At 63.6% G+C, this 21,174-nt stretch carries 17 protein-coding genes and 1 tRNA gene; 11 read left to right on the plus strand and 7 right to left on the minus strand.

What is annotated here, in order from left to right; genetic code table 11:
• From RMO89_RS06015 to recA, 5 genes are all read left to right on the plus strand, one after another.
• The coding region (locus RMO89_RS06015; RefSeq protein WP_310531834.1) for an SsrA-binding protein at positions 1-214 on the plus strand (214 nt) is incomplete at its 5' end.
• 97 nt (positions 215-311) lie between these two features.
• Complete coding sequence (locus RMO89_RS06020; RefSeq protein ID WP_409035518.1) at positions 312-890, plus strand: DUF2062 domain-containing protein; 579 nt, start codon at positions 312-314, stop codon at positions 888-890.
• Complete coding sequence (locus RMO89_RS06025) at positions 887-3,301, plus strand: ATP-binding protein (RefSeq protein ID WP_310531835.1); 2,415 nt, start codon at positions 887-889, stop codon at positions 3,299-3,301. Before RMO89_RS06020 ends, RMO89_RS06025 begins: the two co-directional genes overlap by 4 nt.
• 210 nt (positions 3,302-3,511) lie before the next feature.
• The gene (locus RMO89_RS06030; protein ID WP_310531836.1) at positions 3,512-5,617 is read left to right on the plus strand and encodes a TonB-dependent receptor domain-containing protein; all 2,106 of its coding nucleotides are present in this window, start codon (positions 3,512-3,514) and stop codon (positions 5,615-5,617) included.
• A gap of 290 nt (positions 5,618-5,907) precedes the next feature.
• Positions 5,908-6,987 carry a recombinase RecA gene (gene recA / locus RMO89_RS06035; RefSeq protein WP_310531837.1) on the plus strand — a complete coding sequence of 360 codons (1,080 nt, stop codon included), beginning with the start codon at positions 5,908-5,910 and terminating at the stop codon, positions 6,985-6,987.
• Positions 6,988-7,089: 102 nt separating this feature from the next.
• On the opposite strand, the gene RMO89_RS06040 is transcribed toward recA, so the two are convergent.
• Positions 7,090-9,150 carry an elongation factor G gene (locus RMO89_RS06040; RefSeq protein WP_310531839.1) on the minus strand — a complete coding sequence of 687 codons (2,061 nt, stop codon included), beginning with the start codon at positions 9,148-9,150 and terminating at the stop codon, positions 7,090-7,092.
• 145 nt (positions 9,151-9,295) lie between these two features.
• Between RMO89_RS06040 and RMO89_RS06045 the strand changes: the two genes are divergently transcribed.
• The 3 genes from RMO89_RS06045 (at position 9,296) to alaS (ending at position 13,761) form a co-directional block, all read left to right on the plus strand.
• On the plus strand, positions 9,296-10,117 hold the full coding sequence (locus tag RMO89_RS06045) for a class I SAM-dependent methyltransferase (protein ID WP_310531841.1): 822 nt from the start codon (positions 9,296-9,298) through the stop codon (positions 10,115-10,117).
• Positions 10,118-10,166: 49 nt separating this feature from the next.
• Positions 10,167-11,051: a diacylglycerol kinase family protein gene (locus RMO89_RS06050; RefSeq protein WP_310531842.1), complete on the plus strand. Its 885-nt coding sequence runs from the start codon at positions 10,167-10,169 to the stop codon at positions 11,049-11,051.
• Between the two features lie 61 nt (positions 11,052-11,112).
• Entirely contained in the window at positions 11,113-13,761 is a 2,649-nt protein-coding gene (gene alaS / locus RMO89_RS06055) for an alanine--tRNA ligase (RefSeq protein WP_310531843.1), read from the plus strand.
• Between the two features lie 6 nt (positions 13,762-13,767).
• Here alaS and RMO89_RS06060 read toward each other — a convergent pair whose 3' ends face one another.
• On the minus strand, positions 13,768-14,367 hold the full coding sequence (locus RMO89_RS06060; RefSeq protein ID WP_310531845.1) for a hypothetical protein: 600 nt from the start codon (positions 14,365-14,367) through the stop codon (positions 13,768-13,770).
• Between the two features lie 218 nt (positions 14,368-14,585).
• Here RMO89_RS06060 and RMO89_RS06065 point away from each other — a divergent pair, with 218 nt between their 5' ends.
• Positions 14,586-15,116, plus strand: a complete 531-nt coding sequence (locus RMO89_RS06065; RefSeq protein WP_310531847.1) for a hypothetical protein — start codon at positions 14,586-14,588, stop codon at positions 15,114-15,116.
• A gap of 2 nt (positions 15,117-15,118) precedes the next feature.
• Here the strand turns inward: RMO89_RS06065 and RMO89_RS06070 are convergent, their stop codons facing one another.
• Both RMO89_RS06070 and RMO89_RS06075 read right to left on the minus strand, forming a co-directional pair.
• Positions 15,119-15,301, minus strand: a complete 183-nt coding sequence (locus tag RMO89_RS06070) for a hypothetical protein (protein ID WP_310531849.1) — start codon at positions 15,299-15,301, stop codon at positions 15,119-15,121.
• Positions 15,302-15,351: 50 nt separating this feature from the next.
• Entirely contained in the window at positions 15,352-17,127 is a 1,776-nt protein-coding gene (locus RMO89_RS06075; RefSeq protein ID WP_310531850.1) for a cation:proton antiporter, read from the minus strand.
• Positions 17,128-17,184: 57 nt separating this feature from the next.
• Between RMO89_RS06075 and RMO89_RS06080 the strand changes: the two genes are divergently transcribed.
• Positions 17,185-17,997, plus strand: a complete 813-nt coding sequence (locus RMO89_RS06080; RefSeq protein WP_310531851.1) for a sterol desaturase family protein — start codon at positions 17,185-17,187, stop codon at positions 17,995-17,997.
• Between the two features lie 146 nt (positions 17,998-18,143).
• Here the strand turns inward: RMO89_RS06080 and RMO89_RS06085 are convergent, their stop codons facing one another.
• Both RMO89_RS06085 and RMO89_RS06090 read right to left on the minus strand, forming a co-directional pair.
• Positions 18,144-18,740 (minus strand): hypothetical protein, encoded by a 597-nt coding sequence (locus RMO89_RS06085; RefSeq protein WP_310531852.1) that lies wholly within the window; start codon positions 18,738-18,740, stop codon positions 18,144-18,146.
• Positions 18,741-18,817: 77 nt separating this feature from the next.
• The gene (locus tag RMO89_RS06090; RefSeq protein WP_310531853.1) at positions 18,818-20,041 is read right to left on the minus strand and encodes an NADP-dependent isocitrate dehydrogenase; all 1,224 of its coding nucleotides are present in this window, start codon (positions 20,039-20,041) and stop codon (positions 18,818-18,820) included.
• 146 nt (positions 20,042-20,187) lie between these two features.
• Between RMO89_RS06090 and RMO89_RS06095 the strand changes: the two genes are divergently transcribed.
• Complete coding sequence (locus RMO89_RS06095) at positions 20,188-20,949, plus strand: crotonase/enoyl-CoA hydratase family protein (protein WP_310531854.1); 762 nt, start codon at positions 20,188-20,190, stop codon at positions 20,947-20,949.
• A 62-nt stretch (positions 20,950-21,011) separates the two neighbouring features.
• Here RMO89_RS06095 and RMO89_RS06100 read toward each other — a convergent pair.
• Positions 21,012-21,086, minus strand: a tRNA-Val gene (locus tag RMO89_RS06100).
• Between the last annotated feature and the right edge of the window lie 88 nt (positions 21,087-21,174).

Genomic DNA, 21,174 nt, shown 5'->3' on the forward strand with positions numbered 1-21,174 from the left:
GCTGCTGAAAGAGCGCGAAATCGCCAAGTTCACCGGTGCGGTTGAGCGCAAGGGCATGACGCTGGTCCCGCTGTCGATCTATTTCAATGGCCGCGGGCGGGCGAAAGTCGAACTGGCGCTCGCCAAGGGCAAGAACAACGCCGACAAGCGCGCAACGATCAAGGACCGTGACTGGAAGCGCGATCAGCAGCGCATCTTGCGCGAACACAAGTAACGGTTGTTTCCTTTTGGGGTGCCGGTCGCGCTAATGCCGGTCTTCATCGTGTTGCAATGAATTTCGCCCTAGGGTCCCCTTTCGGGAGCCCTATCCAATGACTACATCAGCGAGACCAATGGGAATGTTCGCGCGCATCGCTGCCTGGAGCCACCGCAACTTGCCCAAGCGCGAGGATCTGGAGAACGTGCGCTTCATCGCGCCGCTCGCCCGGCGGGCCGAATTGTGGCGCTTTACCCGGCGCTCCGTGCCGCGCGGCGTGTTTGTCGGGCTGCTGGTTGGCATCTTTGCATTGATCCCGGGCATCCAGATCATCGGCGCGGCATTGATGTGTGTGCCGGTGCGCGGCAATATCCCGATTGCCGCGGCGATGACCTTCCTGTCCAATCCGGCGACTACGCCGCTGATCGTGGCTGGATCTATCTATCTCGGCAACTCGCTAGGTTATCACGCTGATCTTTCGACCTTCCAGTCGCTCTACGCGCACGGCGCGGGGCTGGACCAGTGGCTGTCGTGGCTGTTTTCCGATGCGGCCCCTGCACTCGTTTCCGGGCTGCTGATCATCAGTCTCGTAGTTTCGGTTGTGGGTTATTTCATCGCGGTCTTTACCTGGAACTGGTGGGTGCGCCACAAGCGCCGCGTGAAACTGGAAGGCATGAAGGCGGAGCAAGGGTGAGCGCTTCGGCGCCGAACCCTTCCAACTCCCTGAACGAACGGCTGGCCGTGGTGCTGGCCGTAGCGCTTTCGCTTGCATTGATATGGTATGCGACCCGCTCAATTGCCGCGCTCGCCGGCTTTGGTGGCGGCGTGATTGCGCTGGGCGGCATCGGTTATCTGCTGACCCGCCGCGATACCCCCGAAAGCAAGGCTGATTGGGCAATGCCCGATTGGTCGGTGACTGTCGCCGCGATTGCCCGCCCGGACGCCGGCATGTGCATCACCGACCGCGCCGGCCGGCTGACCTGCGCCAATGCGCTTTACGAAAGCTGGTTCGGCACCAGCCAGTCACCCCCCAAGCTCGACGTCGACGGCGCCTCGCTCGAACGCCTGACCAAGGCCGCCCGCACCGCCTGGCGCGATGGCATGGGACAGGCCGAAATGGTCGAGAGTGGCGTGGGGCGCTGGCGTGTCGAGGCTGAACGCGTCGGCCGGGCCGACGACTACCTCATCTGGCGCTTCACCGCGCTTACGGTCGCCGATCCGGTGGCCGACACGGCGCGGGCCATCGAGGGCAAGACGGGCCGGGCTCTGGGCAAATACGGCATTGCCGCAGCCCTGGTCGATGCCGAAGGCGATATCCGCAGCGCCAGCCCAGGCTTTGCCGAACGCGCCACCGGCGATGCCCGCGCGGTTCTGGTCGGCAAGCCGTTCGTCTCCTACCTCCAGCAGGACGACCGCGAGCGCCTGACCTGGGCGCGCGAAGGCCGCCGCGGTTCGGCACTGACCATGTATTACGTGCCTGTCGCCGATCCCGATGCCGGCGATCCCGATATGGAGAAAGTGCCCTCGCTGATGCTGGTGGTCGATGCTGGCATCGCCATCGGCGGCGGGGCGGAGCGCGACGCGCCAACCGCCGCGCCGCATCTTGAAGCGCTGCTGGGGCAATTGCCGCTTGGCCTCGCCATGGCCGACCGGGACGGGCACCTGCTCTTCGCCAACCCGGCCTTCATGCGCGCTGCCGGGATGGAGGGCGAGGCGCCTCCGACCTATCCGACCGACCTTGTGGTCAAGGAAGACAAGGGCGCGCTGTCCGACGCCGTGCGCCGCTATGCGCAGGGCTCTGCGGCGAGCGGCGACATCGCCGTGCGGCTGAAGCACCAGCCGGACGAGCCGGTATCGCTGAGCCTTGCCGGAGTGCGCGGGCTGGGTGAGGCGGCGGTGCTGCTCGGCCTGACTGACAGCACCGAGGAAACCCGGCTCAAGCGGCAGGTTGCCCAAGCCACCAAGATGCAGGCCGTGGGGCAGCTGGCGGGCGGCGTGGCGCACGATTTCAACAATGTGCTCACCGCGATCCTTGGCACCTGCGATCTCATGCTGCTGCGCCACACGCCGGGGGACAGCGATTACGACGACATCCAGCAGATCCGCGCCAATTCCAACCGCGCCGCCAGCCTGACGCGTCAACTTCTCGCCTTCAGCCGCCAGCAGACGCTGCGCCCCGAAGTGCTGCAATTGCCCGACGTGGTTGCTGACATTGGCCAGATGCTCAAGCGGCTGGTGGGGGAGAAAATCCACTTCACTATCAGCCACGACCGTGATCTGGGTGCCGTCCGCGCCGATCCGACCCAGCTTGAGCAGGTCATTATGAATCTCGTGGTCAATGCCCGCGATGCCATGGCGGGCAAGCTTGACGGCCATGCCAAGCTGACGCTCTCCACCCGCCGGGTGACCTCCGACGCGGTGCGCGCCATGCGCAGCGAGATCATTCCGCAGGGTGATTATACCGCGCTGATCGTCGAGGATACCGGCAGCGGCATCGCGCCCGAACACCTCGGCAAGATTTTCGAACCGTTCTTCACCACCAAGGAACAGGGGCGCGGGACCGGGCTGGGGCTGTCGACTGTCTATGGCATCGTCAAGCAGTCGGGCGGCTTCATCTTTGCTGACAGCGAGCCGGGCCGGGGCACCAAGTTCACTGTCTACCTGCCGGTGCATCACGGTGAACCCGCCAATGCCGGCCTGCTCGCCAAGCCGGAACCCAAGGCGGCATGGTCAGGCGGCGGCAATGTGCTGCTGGTCGAGGACGAGGATACCGTGCGTGCCGTCGCCGAACGCGCGCTGACCCGCGCCGGTTACACCGTCACCACCGCCAGCGACGGCGAGGAAGGGCTGGAGCGTGTCCAGGCGGGCGAGATGTTCGACATCGTCGTCTCGGACGTCGTCATGCCGGTGATGGACGGCCCCGCCATGGCCAAGGCCATCCGCGCCATACACCCGCAGATGCCGGTGCTGTTCATGTCGGGCTATGCCGAGGAGCAACTGCGCAAGGAAATCCACCTCGACGGCGTGCATTTCTTGCCCAAGCCGTTCTCGGTTCAGCAGATCAGCGACAAGGTGGGCGGTGTGCTGGGCACGGCGCACGGATAAGGTCTCGGCTCCCGCCGCGCCGGCACAAGTGTTGCCGCGCTGCATCGCCTGAACGCAGAATGACTATGTGTGAGAGCAATTCTCTTGACCTATGCAAGGGCTTGCATAACGTCCGTTTCACCAGACAATAATGTTGCAGGGTGAGGACAGATGCGAAACTTTACACGTGGCGTGATTGCTTTGATGCTGACCGGTGTTTCGATGCCAGCCATGGCACAATCGGACAGCGGTGATCCCCAGGCCAACGACGGCGCGCTTTCGGAAATCGTCGTCACCGCGGAACGCCGCGAGCAGAACCTGCAGAACGTGCCGATCTCGGCAACCGTGCTTTCGGGTGAGGAACTGCAGCGCAAGGGCGTAACCAACCTCAACGATATCCAGCAGGTCGCCCCCTCGATCGCGATCAACACGTTCAACCGCTCGACCTTCGTTAACATTCGCGGCGTGGGCATTGCCCAGTCGGCACCGACGTCCAACCCGGGCGTCGCCTATTACATCGATGGCGTGCTGATCCCGCACGAACAGTTCATCGGTCACAGCTTCTATGACATCGCATCGATGGAAGTTCTGCGCGGCCCGCAAGGTACTTTGAGCGGCCAAAACTCTACCGGCGGCGCAATCTATGTTCGCACGCCCGATCCTAAGTTCAATTCGCACGGTGCCACTGCCGATGTGACAGTCGGTGACTATGGCCGCGTCCGGGCAATTGCCACGGCAGAAATGGGCGGCCAGTCAGTAGGACTGCGCATTGCCTACCTTCACGAGGAACGCGACAGCTTCACCCGCAACATCGCCGCCAACGCCCAAAGCCAGCCGGGCAATCTCGATATGGACGCGATCCGCGCCAGCCTGGTGATGGAAGGTGCGGATGGGCGCTTGAAGGTCAACGTCCGCGGCGAATACTTCGATGTGAAGTCGGACAACAACGCGGTGAAGAACCGCAACGATCTCGTCACCGCGAACCCCTTCGTGATCGAGGAAGACGCCCGCTCCTATCAGGATCAGGCCGGTTATCGCCTGTCGAGCGAAGCGCGCTATGACCTGTCGGATGGCGTCGCCGTTCGCGGCATGGTGTCATGGCAGGATGGCCATACCTATGACCAGACCGACGGCGATCGCACCGCCACCGCGCTGCCGCGTCCACCTGCCGGCAACGTCGGCCGGGTCAGCCGCGCGACGACCGAATTCAAGACCTTCATCAGTGAAGTGAACCTGCTTTCAATCGGCCAGGGGCCCTTGCAGTGGGTGCTCGGCGGCTTCCTGATGGATGAAACCGTGCCGGTCACCCTGCTGCGTGACAATAACAACACGCGCGATTTCGTCAGTTCGACTTCGACGATCATCTCGTCGGCGAAGAACTCCAGCGAGTCGTTGTTCGGGCAGGTCAACTACTTCGCAACTGACAAGCTCGAATTGATCGTAGGCGGACGCTATTCTTGGGACAAGCAGGTCTACACCCGCACTGCCGTTCCGGGGGCGGGCTTCACCTTGCCCTATGTCAGCCAGATCGCGACCAGCCAGCTGACCGGCAAGTTGGGTGTCAACTATCACGTCAACGATGACAACCTCATCTACCTGACCGCCTCCAAGGGCTACAAGGCTGGCGGCGTGAACCTGACGCCGAACACGCCCAACTTCCTGCCTGAACGCAACTTCGTCTACGAACTCGGCTTCAAGACCGAATTCCTTGATCGCCACCTGCGCGTGAACGGCGACGTGTTCTATTCGGTTTACAAGGACATCCAGCTGTCCAGCCTCGTCGGCGGCCTGCCGGTGACCCAGAACGCGCTGGCCGGCCATGCCAAGGGGGCCGAGCTGGAAATTACCGGCCAGTTCGGCGGGTTGGGGTTCAACTTCGGCCTCGGCTACCTCGACTCCAAATTCAGCAATTCGGCTTGCATCTCGGACACGAATTCGCCCGGTACTGACGCCGGCTGCGCCACTAACCTGCGCTTTGTGCCAAAGGATCGGGGCCTGCCGTTCTCGCCCGAATGGACGATGAATGCGGGCGTGCAGTACACCTTCGCATTCGGCGGCATCGACATGACCCCGCGTGTGCAGTGGTCGCACATCGCCCAGCAGTATGCGACCCCGTTCCCCAGCGTGAACACGCTGGTTCCCGGGCGAGACATTTTCGATGCGCGGCTGACCTTTGACCTCGGAAGCAAGTACAAGCTCGAAGGCTACGTCAACAACCTGGGCAACAAGACCTATATCGCCACCCAGATCCAGAACAGCTCAAGCGCCGATGGCGGCATCATCTATGGCGCCCCGCGGACCTGGGGCGTGCGGCTGAAGGTCGCCATCGGCGACTGACCGGCCAAGCTGCCGTTTCCCTGGGCCCTGCCGCACCGCCAGTCCCGGTGCGGCGGGGCTTTCATTTATACGCCGATGATTCGCGCCGAGATATGGAACGGATCCGGAAATACCTGTGGTGGGACCCGGTGCGCGATGGCGAGAGCCAAAAATACTCTTTATTTCAATAATGTATGAAATGTTCCAAAAATGTTCTCGTTCCCTTCTTGTTCCATAAGAACAAATGCGATACATCGATTCGCAGAGGTTGACCTTTCCGGTCGCCGCCACCTAGGCAGAGGGGACTAATCATGGCAGCGCAGCTCAAGCTGATTCAGGAAGGCAAAGACGGTAACATGAAGGATTCAGACCGGCAGAAGGCGCTTGAAGCCGCCTTGGCCCAGATCGATCGTGCATTCGGCAAGGGCAGCGCGATGAAGCTCGGTTCGAAGGAAACCATGGAAGTTGAGTCGGTTTCGACCGGCTCGCTTGGTCTCGATATCGCCCTTGGCGTCGGCGGGCTGCCGCGCGGACGGGTGATCGAGATCTACGGTCCGGAAAGCTCGGGCAAGACCACTCTGGCGCTGCATTGCATTGCCGAAGCGCAGAAGACCGGCGGCACGGCCGCTTTCGTCGACGCCGAACACGCGCTCGATCCGGCCTATGCCAAGAAGCTGGGCGTCAACATCGACGAACTGATCGTGTCGCAGCCCGATACCGGCGAACAGGCACTCGAAATCGTCGATACGCTGGTCCGCTCTAACGCGATCGACGTGCTGGTGATCGACTCGGTCGCCGCGCTTGTGCCCCGCGCCGAAATCGAAGGCGAAATGGGTGACAGCCACGTCGGCCTGCAGGCCCGTTTGATGAGCCAGAGCTTGCGCAAGCTGACCGGTTCGATCAGCCGTTCGCGCTGCATGGTGATCTTCATCAACCAGCTGCGCATGAAGATTGGCGTGATGTACGGCAACCCGGAAACCACGACTGGCGGTAATGCGCTCAAGTTCTACGCTTCGGTCCGTCTCGACATCCGCCGCACCGGCCAGATCAAGGATCGCGACGATATCGTCGGCAACACGACCCGCGTGAAGGTCGTCAAGAACAAGGTCGCCCCGCCGTTCAAGCAGGTCGAATTCGACATCATGTACGGTGAAGGCATCTCCAAAATCGGCGAAATCCTCGATCTCGGCGTCAAGGCCGGCATCGTCGAGAAGTCGGGCGCATGGTTCTCCTACGATTCAATCCGCATCGGTCAGGGGCGTGAGAATTCGAAGACCTACCTCAAGGAACACCCAGAAGTTTGCGACCGTCTGGAAGCCGCTATCCGCGGCCAGACCGACAAGGTCGCCGAAGAGATGATGACGGGTCCGGACGCAGACGACGACATCTGATCTTCAAGGAGCCATCAAGCCCGACCAGTCCCGGGTGGCTCGGAACAAGCAACCGGCGCGAAGGCATCCCCTTCGCGCCGGTTCGCTTTTGGGCACGGGCGATCAGGCCGCCTGTGCCGTTCGCGCCTTCACCACTTCGTCCGCCTGCTTGCCACCCAGTTCGGCCAGGTGATCAAATTCGGCGTGGTACCCGGCAAGACCCTGGCTCAGCGACCGCAATTCGGCATCAAGTCCATGAATGCCAGCTTCGGGCAACAGGGCATCAACCCGCTCCCAGCGAGCCCAGTCCGGATGCGGTGAAAGGCCAAGGATCCGTCCGCGCCGGCTAGACAGCACCGACCCGGCTTTCGACCCGGTTCCGGAAGGCGTATCGACACTCACCCGCATGACCGGTTCGAGCAGGTAAGGCGCGGACTTGGCCAATGCCTCAGCCATTGCCATCCTTCCCGCCACCCGGAACGCCAGCTCGCTCGAATCTACCGAATGGAATGACCCGTCGGTCAATGTCACCGCCACGTCGACCACCGGAAAGCCCAGCGGACCCTTCTCCATGGCATCCCGAATGCCCGCCTCAACCGCCGGAATATACTGGCGCGGGATGGCGCCGCCGGTGATCCGGTCCTCAAAGCGGAAGCCTTCGCCGCGTCCCAATGGCCGGATTTCGATCACGCAGTCACCATACTGGCCGTGTCCGCCCGACTGCTTTTTGTGCCGCCCGCGCGCGCCCGCCGGTTTGCGGATCGATTCCCGGTAAGCGATGCTCGGCGGATGCCCCTCGACGGCCACCCCGTATCGCCGATCCAGTCGCCCTAGCACGACAGACAGGTGCTCGTCGTTGATCCCGCGCAGGATGGTCTCGTGGCTGGCATCATCCTGCAGCCAGTGCAGCCCGGCATCCTCCTCGCAAAGTCGGTGCAGGGCGGTCGACAGCTTTACATCGTCCTTCCTGTCCCGCGTCGTGATGGCCAGCGCCGCATTGCGCACCGGCGGGGTCACGCCGAACTCGCCGCGCAGGCTCGTTTTCCGGCCCCCAAGCAGCGATCCGGCCCGCGCCCCATCCACCTTCGCTACGGCGACGATGTCGCCCGGCGCAGCGGCAGCCTGCTTGGCCGTCTTGTCACCCTGCATGAAGAAGATCGATCCGGTGCGCGAAGGCTCACCGTCGACCAGCAGTTCCGCCCCTTCGCTCAGCGGCTCGCCCAGCACGCGGGCCAGCGCCAGCCTGCCCATCGCACCGGCATTGGTTACTTTGAACACGTGCAGCGCGCCGCCCTCAGCCAAGCCAAGCCGCTCCCCGGCGGCGGCAGGAGCTGGTGCCTCATGCCGCAGGAACTTGAGCAATCGGTTGACCCCGCCATCGGTCAGTGCCGAACCGAGCAGGATCGGAACGATCTTGTTGCTCCCGGTATCGACCGCGAGATCGGCCATGATGGTGTCCGGATCAGGCTGCTCATCCATCAGCAGCGCTTCCATCAGGTTATCGTCGAAGTCGGCCAGTGTCTCGAGCAGGTGCGACCTCTCGGCCTTCTCGCGCTCCAGCACTGCGCCGGGCATGTCCACCCGCTCGCTCGCCTTGCCCGGACGGTAGCGATAGGCACGTTCCAGTGCCAGATCGACATAGCCGGTCACCTGCTCGCCCTCCCAGATCGGTATCTGGCGCAAGGCCAGCGGTTCGCGGCTCATCGGTTGCAACTCGGCGATCAGGTTGCGGACCGCACCGGATCGGGCTGTCTCGATCTTGTTGACGAAGATGGCATGGGGAATGCCCAGTTCGTCCAGCCGCCGCAGCATCGGTTCGGCCAGCGCCGCGCGTTCAGGGGCCGGGTCTATAACCACGATCGCCATGTCGGCGGCGGGCAATGCGGCAAGGCCATCGGCGGCGAAACCGGCCGCGCCGGGCGTGTCGATCAGCGCGAAGCGATCGCCCAGATAGTCGAAATGCATGCAATTGATTTCGGTCGAGCCGCGCCGGCTGCGCGCCTCCGGGCTGGCATCGCCCACGGTATTGCCGGCCTCGATCGTGCCCTGCCGGTTGATCGCGCCGCTGGCATAGAGCAGCGCCTCGGCCAGACTGGTCTTGCCCGTGCCGGCCGGCCCGACAAGCGCGACCGCACGGGTGGATGTACTGCCATTCGTTCCAGTGGTGTTTGGGGTGTAACCCATGATCCGCCTCCTCTTGCGTGAAGGCGCGCCGGGCGCGGTCCAGCGTCAGACGCGCTTGGGACATGGCGGGATGGTCTGCCTCTTGACGGTGAGTCGCAAGCGGATTCTGTTTGTTTATAGACTATCCGGCACCTAGACCGGGCGAATGACAGGCAAGAGCGAATGGCAAGACCGGGTTGGCAAGGCCTGGGCGCAGAGCTGGCAACTGACCGACCGCAGCTTTGCCGGGCTGACCGAGGAACTGCTCCACGTCATCGCCGCCCTGCCGGGCAGCCGCGTGGTCGACATCGGCTGCGGCGCGGGTGAGCTTTCGCTCGCCCTGTCGCGCCAACGCCCCGAAGCACAGATTATCGGCGTCGACGTTTCGCCTGACCTGGTCGAGACCGCCAACGAACGCGCTGGGGCCAAAAGCGCAGCACGGTTCCTCTGCGCGGATGCGGCGAGCTGGGAGCCGGAGGGTTTCGCACCAGACCTTTACGTCTCGCGCCACGGCGTCATGTTCTTCGACGATCCCGTCGCTGCCTTCACGCACCTGCGGACCATTTCCGCGGCTGATGCCCGGCTGGCGTTCTCCTGCTTTCGTTCACGCGAGGAGAACCCGTGGATGACCGGGCTTGCCGCGCTGCTCCCTGGAGTTCCCGCACCCTCTGATCCATATGCGCCAGGTCCGTTCGCCTTCGCCAATCCCGAGCGCATCAGCGACATCCTGACCCAGGCCGGTTGGAGTGGAATTCGCATCGAGCCCTGCGATTTCGCCTATGTCGCAGGCAGCGGTGACGATGCCGAGGCGCAGGCGACGGATTTCTTCGCCCGCATCGGCCCGCTCGCCCCGATCATCCGCGAGCTTCACGGCGAAGCGCGTGAAGTTCTGGCGGGCCGACTCGCCGGATGGATCAGACGGAATGCGCGCGAAGGCGTGGTGGCTTTCGCTGCGGCCGCGTGGATTGTCACCGCCCGCCGCGACTGATCCGGACGTAGTGGCGGGAACGTCGACACGTTTCAGACGTTTGACCCGGATGCATCGCCAGGTCCTTCCTGTCGTGATCAATTGCGAAGGTGGCACGGCTGCCGGGCTTGGCGATACGCTGCCTGACGCGATCCACGATGCCTTTGCCCCGACCGGACAAGCAATTGACCTGAAACTGGTCAAGGCCAAGGACCTCGATCAGGCCATTGCCGCAACCAGCGCCCCGGTCGTCGCGGTCGGCGGCGGCGATGGCACACTCGCCAGCGCCGCGGCGCGGCTCGCTGGGGAGGGGCGGTGCCTTGCTGTGCTGCCATTAGGCACCCGCAATCATTTCGCGCGCGACATCGGCCTTGATGGCACGCTGGAACAGGCGGCGCAGGTCGCGGCCCATGGCCGCTGCGACGCGGTAGATGTCGGCTATGCGGGTGAGCGGCTGTTCCTCAACAATGCCTCGCTTGGCCTCTACGCACGCATGGTCGAAGACCGCGACCGACGAAACCTGCCGAAATGGCTGGCAACCTTGCCGGCTGCCCTGCATGTGCTGGTCCGCCCCGGAACGCGGCGGCTGGACCTGGACGTTGATGGCACGCGCCGCCGGGTGAAAACACCGCTGCTGTTTATCGGTAACAACCTCTATTCGTTGGAAAAGGGCCGCATTGGCCAGCGCGAAACCCTGCAGGACGGCGAGCTTTCCCTGTTCGCTGTAGCCCAGCGCGGCGGACCGGGGTTGCTGCTGGCGGCATGGCGGATCATGCGCGGCAAGGTCGACCGACGGGCGGACTTCGCGGCAATCGAAAGCGCGCGAGAAGTGGTCGCCTATCGTCACGGAACGCACCACCTTGCGCTTGATGGCGAGGTGATCGAGCTCGAATTCCCGCTGACCTTCCGCATTGCCCCCGGCGGCCTCAAGGTCATGCTGCCCGCCATCGCCTGATTGGTTCACCGCATATGGCTTCGCACTTGCCGCAAATCCGCGACTGTCCTATCGGCGCAGCATGACTTCGACGAACGAAATCCGCCGCTCATTTCTCGATTACTTCGGCTCGAACGGGCACGATGTGGTGCAATCTGCGCCGCTGGTGCCGTTCAACGATCCGACGTTGATGTTCACCAATGCGGGCATGGTCCCGTTCAAGAACGTCTTCACCGGGCTTGAAACGCGCGCCAACCCGCGCGCCACGTCCAGCCAGAAGTGCGTTCGCGCCGGCGGCAAGCACAACGATCTGGACAACGTCGGCTATACCGCGCGGCATCATACGTTCTTCGAAATGCTTGGTAATTTCTCGTTCGGCGATTACTTCAAGGAACAGGCGATCACCCACGCCTGGACTCTGCTGACCAAGGAATGGGGCCTTCCCAAGGACAAGCTGCTCGCCACCGTCTATCACACCGATGACGAGGCTTTTGCCCTGTGGCAGAAGATCGCCGGCCTGCCCGACGATCGCATCATCCGAATTGCGACCAAGGACAATTTCTGGGCGATGGGCGATGATGGACCGTGCGGACCCTGCTCGGAAATCTTCTTCGATCACGGCGATCACATCCCCGGCGGCCCTCCCGGATCGCCAGACGAGGATGGTGACCGCTTCATCGAGATCTGGAACCTTGTGTTCATGCAGTTCGAGCAGGCCGCGGGCGAGATCGTTGCCGACTTGCCCAAACCCAGCATCGATACCGGCATGGGGCTGGAGCGCGTCTCCGCCGTTATGCAGGGCGTGCACGACAATTACGATACCGATACCTTCAAGGCGCTGATCGCCGCATCGGAAAGCCTCACCGGCGTGGCCGCACGGGGCGAGCATCAGGCGAGCCACCGCGTGATCGCCGACCACCTGCGCTCGACCAGCTTCCTGCTGGCCGATGGCGTGCTGCCGAGCAACGAAGGGCGCGGCTATGTCCTGCGCCGCATCATGCGCCGCGCCATGCGCCACGCCCACCTGCTCGGTGCGAAGGACCCGTTGATGCACCGTCTGGTGCCTGCACTGGTGATCGAGATGGGCCAGGCCTATCCCGAACTCGGCCGCGCTGAACCACTGATCCGCGAAGTTCTGGAGCGCGAGGAAACCAAGTTCCGCCAGACTCTGGCCAACGGGCTCAAGCTGCTCGACGAAGCCACAGGCGACATGAGCGATGGCGGCGAGCTTCCGGGCGAAACCGCATTCAAGCTCTATGACACTTTCGGCTTCCCCTATGACCTCACCGAAGATGCGCTGCGCGCGCGCGGCATCGGCGTGGACAAGGCCGGCTTCGACGCCGCGATGGAGCGTCAGAAGGCCGCTGCCCGCGCCGCTTGGAAGGGTTCGGGGCAGGCGGCGGATGCCGAAGTGTGGTTCGACATCGCCGAACGCGTCGGCGCGACCGAGTTCACCGGCTACACTGCCACCACGGCAGAGGCGCAGGTCGTCGCTCTGGTGAAGGACGGCAAGGAAGTGACCTCCGCCGCTGCGGGCGATGTCGTCACGGTCATCACCAACCAGACGCCATTCTATGGCGAAAGCGGCGGCCAATCCGGCGATGCCGGTACAATCACCGGCGCGAATGGCCTGAAGCTGACCGTTGCCGACACCGGAAAGCCGCTCGGCCGCCTGCATGCCCACAACGGCACGGTGGAAAGCGGTTCGATTTCGGTCGGTGACACGATCAAGCTCGATATCGACGTCGAACGCCGTGACGCGATCCGCGCCAACCACTCGGCCACGCACCTGCTTCACGCTGCGCTGCGCAACCGGCTGGGCGGACATGTCACGCAGAAGGGCTCGCTCGTCGCGGCGGACCGTCTGCGCTTCGACTTCTCGCAGCCCACGGCGCTCACGGCTGAGGACATTGCCGCGATCGAGGCTGAAGTGAACGCCGAAATCCGCGGTAACGAAGCAGTCGTCACCCGCCTGATGAGCCCCGATGACGCCATCGCCGCCGGTGCCATGGCGCTGTTCGGTGAGAAGTACGGTGATGAAGTCCGCGTGCTGTCCATGGGACGCAATGCCGGCGGCCAGACCTATTCGGTTGAACTGTGCGGCGGCACCCACGTGCGCGCCACGGGCGATATCGGCCTGTTCCGCATTGTCTCCGAAGGCGCGGTCAGCTCGGGCGTGCGCCGAATCGAGGCGCTTACCGGTGAAGGCGCTCGCCAGTGGCTGGTCGGCCGCGAGGACGCGCTCAAGAGCGTTGCGAGCCTGCTGCGAGCCACCCCGGACGAAGCCGAGGCACGCGTTGCCGCCCTGCTCGACGAACGCCGCAAGCTTGAAAAGGAACTGGCAGAGGCCAAGAAGGCCCTCGCGCTCGGCGGCGGCGGAGCCAAGGCATCTGCGGCTGACGAGGAACTGGGTGGGGTGAAATTCTCCGGCCAGGTCATCGACGGCCTCGACGCCAAGGAGCTTCGCGGGCTGCTTGATCAGGAGAAGGCGCGCATGGGTTCGGGCGTTGCCGTGGTCATCGCGGTCAATGACGGCAAAGCGAGCATCGCTGCAGCCGTGACCGAAGACCTGACCGGCAAGGTCAGCGCCGTCGATCTCGTCCGCGCCGGCGTCGAAGCGCTCGGCGGCAAGGGCGGCGGCGGACGTCCCGACATGGCGCAGGGCGGCGGGCCGGATGGTTCGGCGGCTGGGGCGGCATTGTACGCGGTGAAGGCTGTCCTCACAACCTGACGCAGGTCAGGTGTCGATCAGGACGAGGTTCTCCAGCAAAAACTCGAGGTGTGCCCGGCCAAGCCGGCTCCACACGTTGTACGTGCACGCCTGCCCGCGCACCCGTGCATAGGCGACCGAATTGAGGCCGCGCCCTTCGGGGTTGTCCTTGGGATAGGCACTCGCGCCTTCCACGCCGTAGCCGGCGAAGGAGGGGCGGGGGAATTGGTCAAGCTCGCGAAAATGCGGCCACTGCCTAACCAGCCGCGCGCGCTGCCGGGCAGGGGTAAGGCTGTCCGTGCCAAGCAAGCCGGGTCCGGCGACACCATAGGCGCTGCGGACTTCGGGGGTGTCGTAAGCGACACCCCAGCCGCCGGAAAATTCCGCCCGCCGCACGCGCGCGGATTGGTCGCCGGTCTGCTTGAAGGCGAGCGGGCCGCAGAGCTTCGCGGCTTTTGACAAACGCCATTCGTGCAGAGTCAGAGCGACAGCGGCGGGATCGGGCACGGTTGGGGTGGCGGATGGTTCGGGGCCGATATGATCAGCGGGCGGCTCTGATGGTTGCGGAGATGCCGATGCCCCCGGATCACCGGGACTGCCGGGCGGCGTATTGGTCGAAGCAGCCAAGGCAGCCTCTTCCTTCGTCTCTCTGGTTCCGCAGGCGCTCGCCGCCAAAAGCACAGAGAGGAGGGCAATTGCGAAGGAGCGGGTCTGCATTGCAGCCAAACGTTTCGCGCACGAGGGTGTTCCGGCTGCGTCCCTCGCTGCCGGAACTCGTTTATTCCCTCTGGCCAGCCGCGCGAGGGCTGGTTAGTCTATGCCTCTGATTTATGGGGGACGTTACCTTGCGCACCATTGTACCGATCATATTCACGCTTGTCGTATCGACAGCCGCTTCGGCGCAGACTCGGCCGGTGCCGATGCCTCCCGCACCGCCGCCGCCCGTCATGGTTGCGCCGCCCATGCCGGTGCCAATGATTGCTTCGCCAGCGCGGATTCCTGCAACCGTATTCCAGGTCGAAGTTCTGGGCGGCGCGGAACGCCTGTGGGCGGGCGACCTGCGGGTCGGATCCTACAATAACGCTTCGTTCAACAGCTCGGTGAACGAGGCGCCGGAAACCTGCCCGGCCGACAAAACCAACCTTGGCAGTTATGCACCCAATTACGGCCGCTCGGTTCGCGTGTCTTTGAGCCGCCGCGGGTACGGCGCCGAGAACACGTTCAGCGTTTCGTCCAGCTGGACGCGGCCCGGCGTAGCCTGCGAAGAAGGCGCATCCACAGTGTCGTTCGACCGTTCATTCAAGCTTGAGGTCGGCGGCAAGACCGAGATCAAGGGCGACGGCGGACTTGTCGTCCGACTGACGCGCCTGAAATAGCTTCAGCCGCTCTGCCGTGCACCTTCACGGCATTCAACCTCCGACCCGCGAGCGAGATCGACTTCGTTCATCGTTTGGTCGGTGCGCTGCGGGCGCTTGATCTTGCCGTGGCTCTCGCCCGTGGCGTGAGCAGGGTTGGTATCGGTTCGGCTCGCGGGATCGGCTGGGTTGACCTTCTTCGACATTGCAACGCTCCTTACGAAAAGTTCAAAGCACCGCGCGTCGCAAGGTTGCCCTATTCGGTGACACGCTCCCGCATACTGGCGCTCTTAAGCTTTGGCTTTTCGTCCAGCCCGCCTTCCTCCATGATCTGCGCGCGGAATTCGTCGCGCTTTTCGTGGATCGAGGCGATGACGAAGCCCATCGGTACGCCCAGATCGACCAGTACCGCTTCTGAAAGCTGGAGCGAGCTTTCCAGCGTTTCGGGCACGGCGGTGCTTGCACCGGCCTTGTAAAGCAGCGCAGCGTGGCTGGCATCGCGAGCGCGGGCAATTATCGGCAGGTCAGGGTATTGCCCGCGCAGGTTCCGCACCAGTCGCTGCATCGAATAGGGTTCATCCATGGTCAGAATGACCGCGCTTGCCCGGTCGACGTGCAGGTGGCCGAGCACGCCGCCGCGCGCGGCATCGCCGAACACTACCGGATAGCCATCGCGCGCGCCCTGGGCGATGATGTCAGCATCGGCATCGAGCGCGATGAACGGCTTGTCGTGATTGCGCAGCATGTCCGCCACCATCCGCCCGACGCGGCCAAAGCCGATGATGATCGCGCGCGGAACGGTATCGTCACCGCTGTCCTCGGTGGCGGGTGCCGCCCGGTCGATCCGGCTGCCGAGGCGCTTGCCCAGCTTGGCCAGCAGCGGGGTGATGGTCAGGCCGAGCGCGGTAACGATCTGCCAGAATTGCGCGGCATCGCTATTGATCAAGCCGACCGAAGTCGCCGTTCCGAGCACAATAAGCGTCGTTTCCGAAGGGCTGGCCATCAGGATGCCTGTCTCAGTCGACATGCCGGCGCGCGCGCCCATCATGCGCAGGATCGTGCCGGTGACGATCGCCTTGATGCCCAGCACCGCGACTACCGCCAGCGTCACTTCCCAGATGCGGTTCCACACTTGATCGAGGTCGAGGCTCATGCCCACAGTGATCAGGAAAACCCCGAGCGCGAGCCCTTTGAAGGGTTCCGTCATCGATTCGACCTCACCGGCGTAGTCGGTTTCGGCAATCAGAAGGCCCGCGATCAGTGCACCCACGATCGGCGAAAGGCCACTGGCCCCCGTGGCGAGTGCTGCAACGATCACCACCAGCAGGCTGGCGGCAAGGAACAGTTCGGGACTCTTCGTGCGGGCGGCCTGTGCGAACAAAATCGGCAGGAACAACCGTCCGCCGACCATCAATGCGCCCACGGTGAGCCCGCCGATCATCAGCGTCCGCCAGATGTCGGCGCCTTCGCCGCCGCTTCCCATTGCGCCGAGCAGGAAGATGATCGGCACCAGAGCGATATCCTCGAACAACAGCATCGACAGCGCGGCGCGGCCTACCGGCGTGCGGGTATCGGTGATCTTGAGCACCAGCGCGGTCGAACTTAGCGCCAGCGCCAGACCGAGCGCCAGCCCGGTGGGCAGCGAATTGCCCATCGCGAACAGCACTGCGCCGATCAGCAGGGCACCGATGATCAGCTCCAGCGCGCCCAGTCCGAAGACCAGCCGGCGCATGGTCCACAAGCGCCCGAAAGACAGCTCCAGCCCCACGGAAAACAGCAGCATGACAATGCCGAACTCCGCATAGGGGGCAAGGCCTGCCGGGTCCGAGATGGTCACGTAAGACAGCCAGGGTATGTCTTCGACCTTCGCGCCCAGTCCGAACGGGCCAACCAGCATGCCAACCAGGATGAACCCGATCACCGGCGTGATCCGAAAGCGCGCGAACAGCGGAATGACAAGGCCGGCGGCACCAAGGATGACCAGCGCATCGCCGAGCGGGGAATTGGGTGCGAACTCTATCGGTGAAGCCATGCCTTGCACCTAAGGCATTGGCGGGGCATTTGTCACGGCGGGATTAGGGGGATCGGCATGAAGACCGAAGCGCTATGGATCGCGGCCATCTTTGCGGCCTTCGCCTTGCTTGAGGCGATGCGCGGCGGATTTCTGCGCAAGGCGGGACAGACCAGAAGCGACATTCTGGTCGAATTGATCGGATCGCCCGTGCTGTTGCTGCTTAACCAGCCGCTCGTGCTGTTCCTTTCCTATCAGGCCATGGCATGGGCGGCACCGGAACAGGCCGGCGCGCTGATCGGCATTCCGCTCCTCGCCAAGATCGCACTGCTGGTCGTGTTCGATGACATGGCGCAGTATTGGTGGCACCGCGCCTCGCACAGCTTCACCTGGCTCTATAACCTGCACCGGGCGCACCACAGCGGCAGCTACATGTCGGTGCGGATCGTGTTCCGCAACAACGTGTTCTATTACCTGACAATGCCCAGCCTTTGGTTTTCCGGGGCGTTGATCTACCTGGGGCTAGGCGCGGTTTACGTGCCCTATGTCATAGTCAAACAGCTGGTGATCATTTCTGCCCATTCTGACGTGCCGTGGGACCGGCCGCTGTACCCCATCGCATGGCTGTCTCCGCTGATGTGGCTGGTCGAACGGACGATCTCAACGCCGTCGACGCACTCGGCGCACCACGGCAAGCACAAGGCGGATGGAGTCACCCATTACAAAGGCAACTTCGGCAACCTGCTGTTCTTCTGGGACGTAGTGTTCGGCACGGCCAAGATTACCCGGCGCTATCCCGATGAGATCGGTATCGAGGACCTGCCGCAGATAACTGCCGCTGAGCAGCTGGCCTGGCCGCTGTTCCGCTCGGAAGGCACGCGGCGGACTTGAGGCCGGGTAATGCACTTCACTCGTCATTCCCGCGCAGGCGGGATCCCATTTTTTGACCTCTGATCGCCCGAATCGTCAGCGGGAAAGGCAATGCCGGGAGATGGGTTCCCGCCTGCGCGGGAATGACGAGGGTTGGGGGGATCGGCCTACTTCGCCTCGGCAAACAGTCGGTCAACATCACCGCCATTGCGCGCCAGTTCAGCGGCCACTTTCTTGCGCCCTTCATAATAGACCATGGCGGGATGATCTATCCCGCGGGCCTTGAGGTCAGCGGCGCGCGCGTCACTCAGCGTGCTCTCCTGCGCAACGTGATCGCAATAGCCTTCGACCAGCCATGTCGGCTTGGTAACCGACATCAGCGGGCCATAGCGGCGGCGCTCCATGCCGTGGCAGGTCTCGTGCGCGATGATCGAGGACAGCGTCCGTGCTGCGCCCACCGGCCGGCTGTTGGTCATGCGGTTGGCGGCGAGATCGCTGCGGTTGATCACGATATAGCTGGTTGCGGCGCGGGTCAGCCCAAACGACTTGCGGCTCTGCAGTGCCAGCCAGGCCCAGCGCCAGCCGCCCTGCGTCAGATAGATCGGCCGGTTCTCCCCCTGCTGATCGGCGATCGCGCTGGTCGCGATGCGGCGATTGGCATCGGCGATCACGCGTTCAATCTCGGCGCGGGGCAGCGGGGCCTCGCTGCGGATATCGAACGTGCCTACCTGCGCGCGGTAAGGGAAGGCCAGCGCCGCGGGCATGATGACCGGCAGGGCAAGAAAAAGGGCCGCACCTGCAAGCAGGAGCGGCCCCTTTTTAACTGGCTTGGCCAAGAGCCTTAGCCCCCGTTAGCCATTGCGGCTTCGAGGTTCTCGACGATGGCCTCGAAGAAGCCTTCGGTGGTCAGCCAGGGCTGCTCAGGGCCGATCAGGATCGCGAGGTCCTTGGTCATCTTGCCGCTTTCGACGGTTTCGATGCAGACGCGTTCCAGCGTCTCGGCGAACTTCACCACGTCAGGCGTGCCATCGAACTTGCCGCGATACATCAGGCCGCGGGTCCAGGCGAAGATCGACGCAATCGGGTTGGTCGAGGTTGCCTTGCCCTGCTGGTGCTGACGGTAGTGGCGGGTAACTGTGCCGTGCGCGGCTTCGGCTTCCACGGTCTTGCCGTCCGGGGTCAGCAGCACCGAGGTCATCAGGCCCAGCGAGCCGAAGCCCTGTGCGACCTGATCCGACTGCACGTCGCCGTCGTAGTTCTTGCAGGCCCAGACGAACTTGCCCGACCACTTGAGCGCCGAGGCGACCATGTCATCGATCAGGCGGTGTTCATAAGTGATGCCGGCTTCGGCGAACTTTTCCTTGAAGCCTTCGCCGTCAAACACTTCCTGGAACAGGTCCTTGAAGCGGCCGTCGTACTTCTTGAGGATGGTGTTCTTGGTTGAAAGGTACACCGGCCACTTCAGGCCGAGGCCGTAGTGGAACGAAGCGCGCGCGAAATCGCGGATCGATTCGTCAAGGTTGTACATCGCCATGGCCACGCCGGCGGCGGGGAACTTGAACACTTCGAGGTCAAGCGATTCGCCGTTGTCGCCATCGAAGACCAGGCGCAGAGTGCCGGGGCCGGGGATCAACGTATCGGTGGCGCGGTACTGGTCACCATAGGCGTGACGGCCGACGACGATGGGGTCGGTCCAGCCCGGGATCAGGCGGGGCACGTTCTGGATGACGATCGGTTCGCGGAAGATGGTGCCGCCCAGAATGTTGCGGATGGTGCCGTTCGGGCTCTTCCACATGGCCTTGAGGTTGAATTCCTCAACGCGGGCTTCATCCGGGGTGATCGTCGCGCACTTGACGGCAACGCCGTACTTCTTGGTCGCTTCGGCGGAATCGATGGTGATCTGGTCACCCGTTTCGTCGCGCTTTTCGACCGACAGGTCATAATACTTAAGGTCGATGTCTAGGTAAGGCAGGATCAGCCGCTCGCGGATCCACTGCCAGATGATGCGGGTCATTTCATCGCCGTCCATTTCGACGACGGGGTTGGCTACCTTGATCTTGGCCATGTCTGTCCTTCCCGGGGAGAAAACTTTCGCCGGTCCCTTAGCAGGGAAAAGCCGCATCGCAAGCGCGGTTAAGCGCCGGTGCGCTCGACTTCGCATCGGCGGCACGGCAGGGATGGGCCGGAAGAAATCAGGTTGGGAGCAACACAGTGAGCGAACAGGTGCTGGTCGAGGCCCGCGAAGGCATTCTTGAGGTGACGATCAACCGTCCCGAAGCGAAGAACGCGATGACCAAGGAGGCGGCAGAGGCCATTGCTGCGGCCATGGACCGGCTTGATGCCGATGGCGATTTGCGCTGTGCGATCTTGACCGGGGCAGGCGGCACGTTCTGTTCGGGCATGGACCTCAAAGGCTTCCTCAAGGGTGAATACCCGGTTGCCGGAAATCGCGGATTCGGCGGACTGACGACGTGGACGCCGAAGAAGCCGGTGATCGCGGCGGTCGATGGCTTTGCACTGGCGGGCGGCATGGAACTTGCCATGGCCTGCGACATGATCGTCGCCAGCAAGGGCACGAAATTCGGCATCCCCGAAGTGAAGCGCGGCATGGCCGCTGGCGGCGGCGGCATGGTCATCCTGCCGCGCCTGCTGCCGCGCACTCTAGCGATGGAAATGGCGATCACCGGCGATCCGATCACCGCCGAGCGCGCGCATGAACTTGGGCTGGTCAATGTGCTGACCGATGGGCCGGCCATCGAAGGAGCGCGCGAACTTGCCGCGCGGGTTGCCGGCAATGGCCCGCTGGCGGTGATCGCATCGAAGGGCGTGGTGCGCGATTCGTGGCTCTGGGCCGACGAGGACGTGAACGCAAAGCAGAGCCCTTACATAGCCGGTGTCTTCACCTCCGAAGACGCGCGCGAAGGCGCGATGGCCTTTGCCGAGAAGCGCAAACCTCAGTGGAAGGGTCGCTGAAGGCCTGAATCGACAGCCATAAACGACGAAGCCCGCCGGTTTCCCGGCGGGCTGTCATGGAATGGTGGGCGTAGCAAGGATTGAACTTGCGACCCCTACGATGTCAACATAGTGCTCTACCACTGAGCTATACGCCCGCACCAATCTGGTTCTGCCCGAAGCCGTCGCCCCGGGCAGGGGTGCGCCAATAGTTTAGCCTCCCGGCCAAATCAAGAAGTCTTTTGC

The organism is Novosphingobium sp. (genome assembly GCF_031424035.1).
Taxonomy (GTDB): domain Bacteria; phylum Pseudomonadota; class Alphaproteobacteria; order Sphingomonadales; family Sphingomonadaceae; genus Novosphingobium.

What these genes read in the sequence shown, in the direction of transcription:
- RMO89_RS06080 (WP_310531851.1), top strand. Translation starts at nt 17,185, where the DNA reads ATGAAGACCGAAGCGCTATGGATCGCGGCCATCTTTGCGGCCTTCGCC.
- RMO89_RS06075 (WP_310531850.1), bottom strand. Translation starts at nt 17,127, where the DNA reads ATGGCTTCACCGATAGAGTTCGCACCCAATTCCCCGCTCGGCGATGCG.
- RMO89_RS06040 (WP_310531839.1), bottom strand. Translation starts at nt 9,150, where the DNA reads ATGGGTTACACCCCAAACACCACTGGAACGAATGGCAGTACATCCACC.
- RMO89_RS06070 (WP_310531849.1), bottom strand. Translation starts at nt 15,301, where the DNA reads ATGTCGAAGAAGGTCAACCCAGCCGATCCCGCGAGCCGAACCGATACC.
- RMO89_RS06045 (WP_310531841.1), top strand. Translation starts at nt 9,296, where the DNA reads ATGACAGGCAAGAGCGAATGGCAAGACCGGGTTGGCAAGGCCTGGGCG.
- alaS (WP_310531843.1), top strand. Translation starts at nt 11,113, where the DNA reads ATGACTTCGACGAACGAAATCCGCCGCTCATTTCTCGATTACTTCGGC.
- RMO89_RS06090 (WP_310531853.1), bottom strand. Translation starts at nt 20,041, where the DNA reads ATGGCCAAGATCAAGGTAGCCAACCCCGTCGTCGAAATGGACGGCGAT.
- recA (WP_310531837.1), top strand. Translation starts at nt 5,908, where the DNA reads ATGGCAGCGCAGCTCAAGCTGATTCAGGAAGGCAAAGACGGTAACATG.
- RMO89_RS06050 (WP_310531842.1), top strand. Translation starts at nt 10,167, where the DNA reads ATGCATCGCCAGGTCCTTCCTGTCGTGATCAATTGCGAAGGTGGCACG.
- RMO89_RS06030 (WP_310531836.1), top strand. Translation starts at nt 3,512, where the DNA reads ATGGCACAATCGGACAGCGGTGATCCCCAGGCCAACGACGGCGCGCTT.
- RMO89_RS06020 (WP_409035518.1), top strand. Translation starts at nt 312, where the DNA reads ATGACTACATCAGCGAGACCAATGGGAATGTTCGCGCGCATCGCTGCC.
- RMO89_RS06085 (WP_310531852.1), bottom strand. Translation starts at nt 18,740, where the DNA reads ATGCCCGCGGCGCTGGCCTTCCCTTACCGCGCGCAGGTAGGCACGTTC.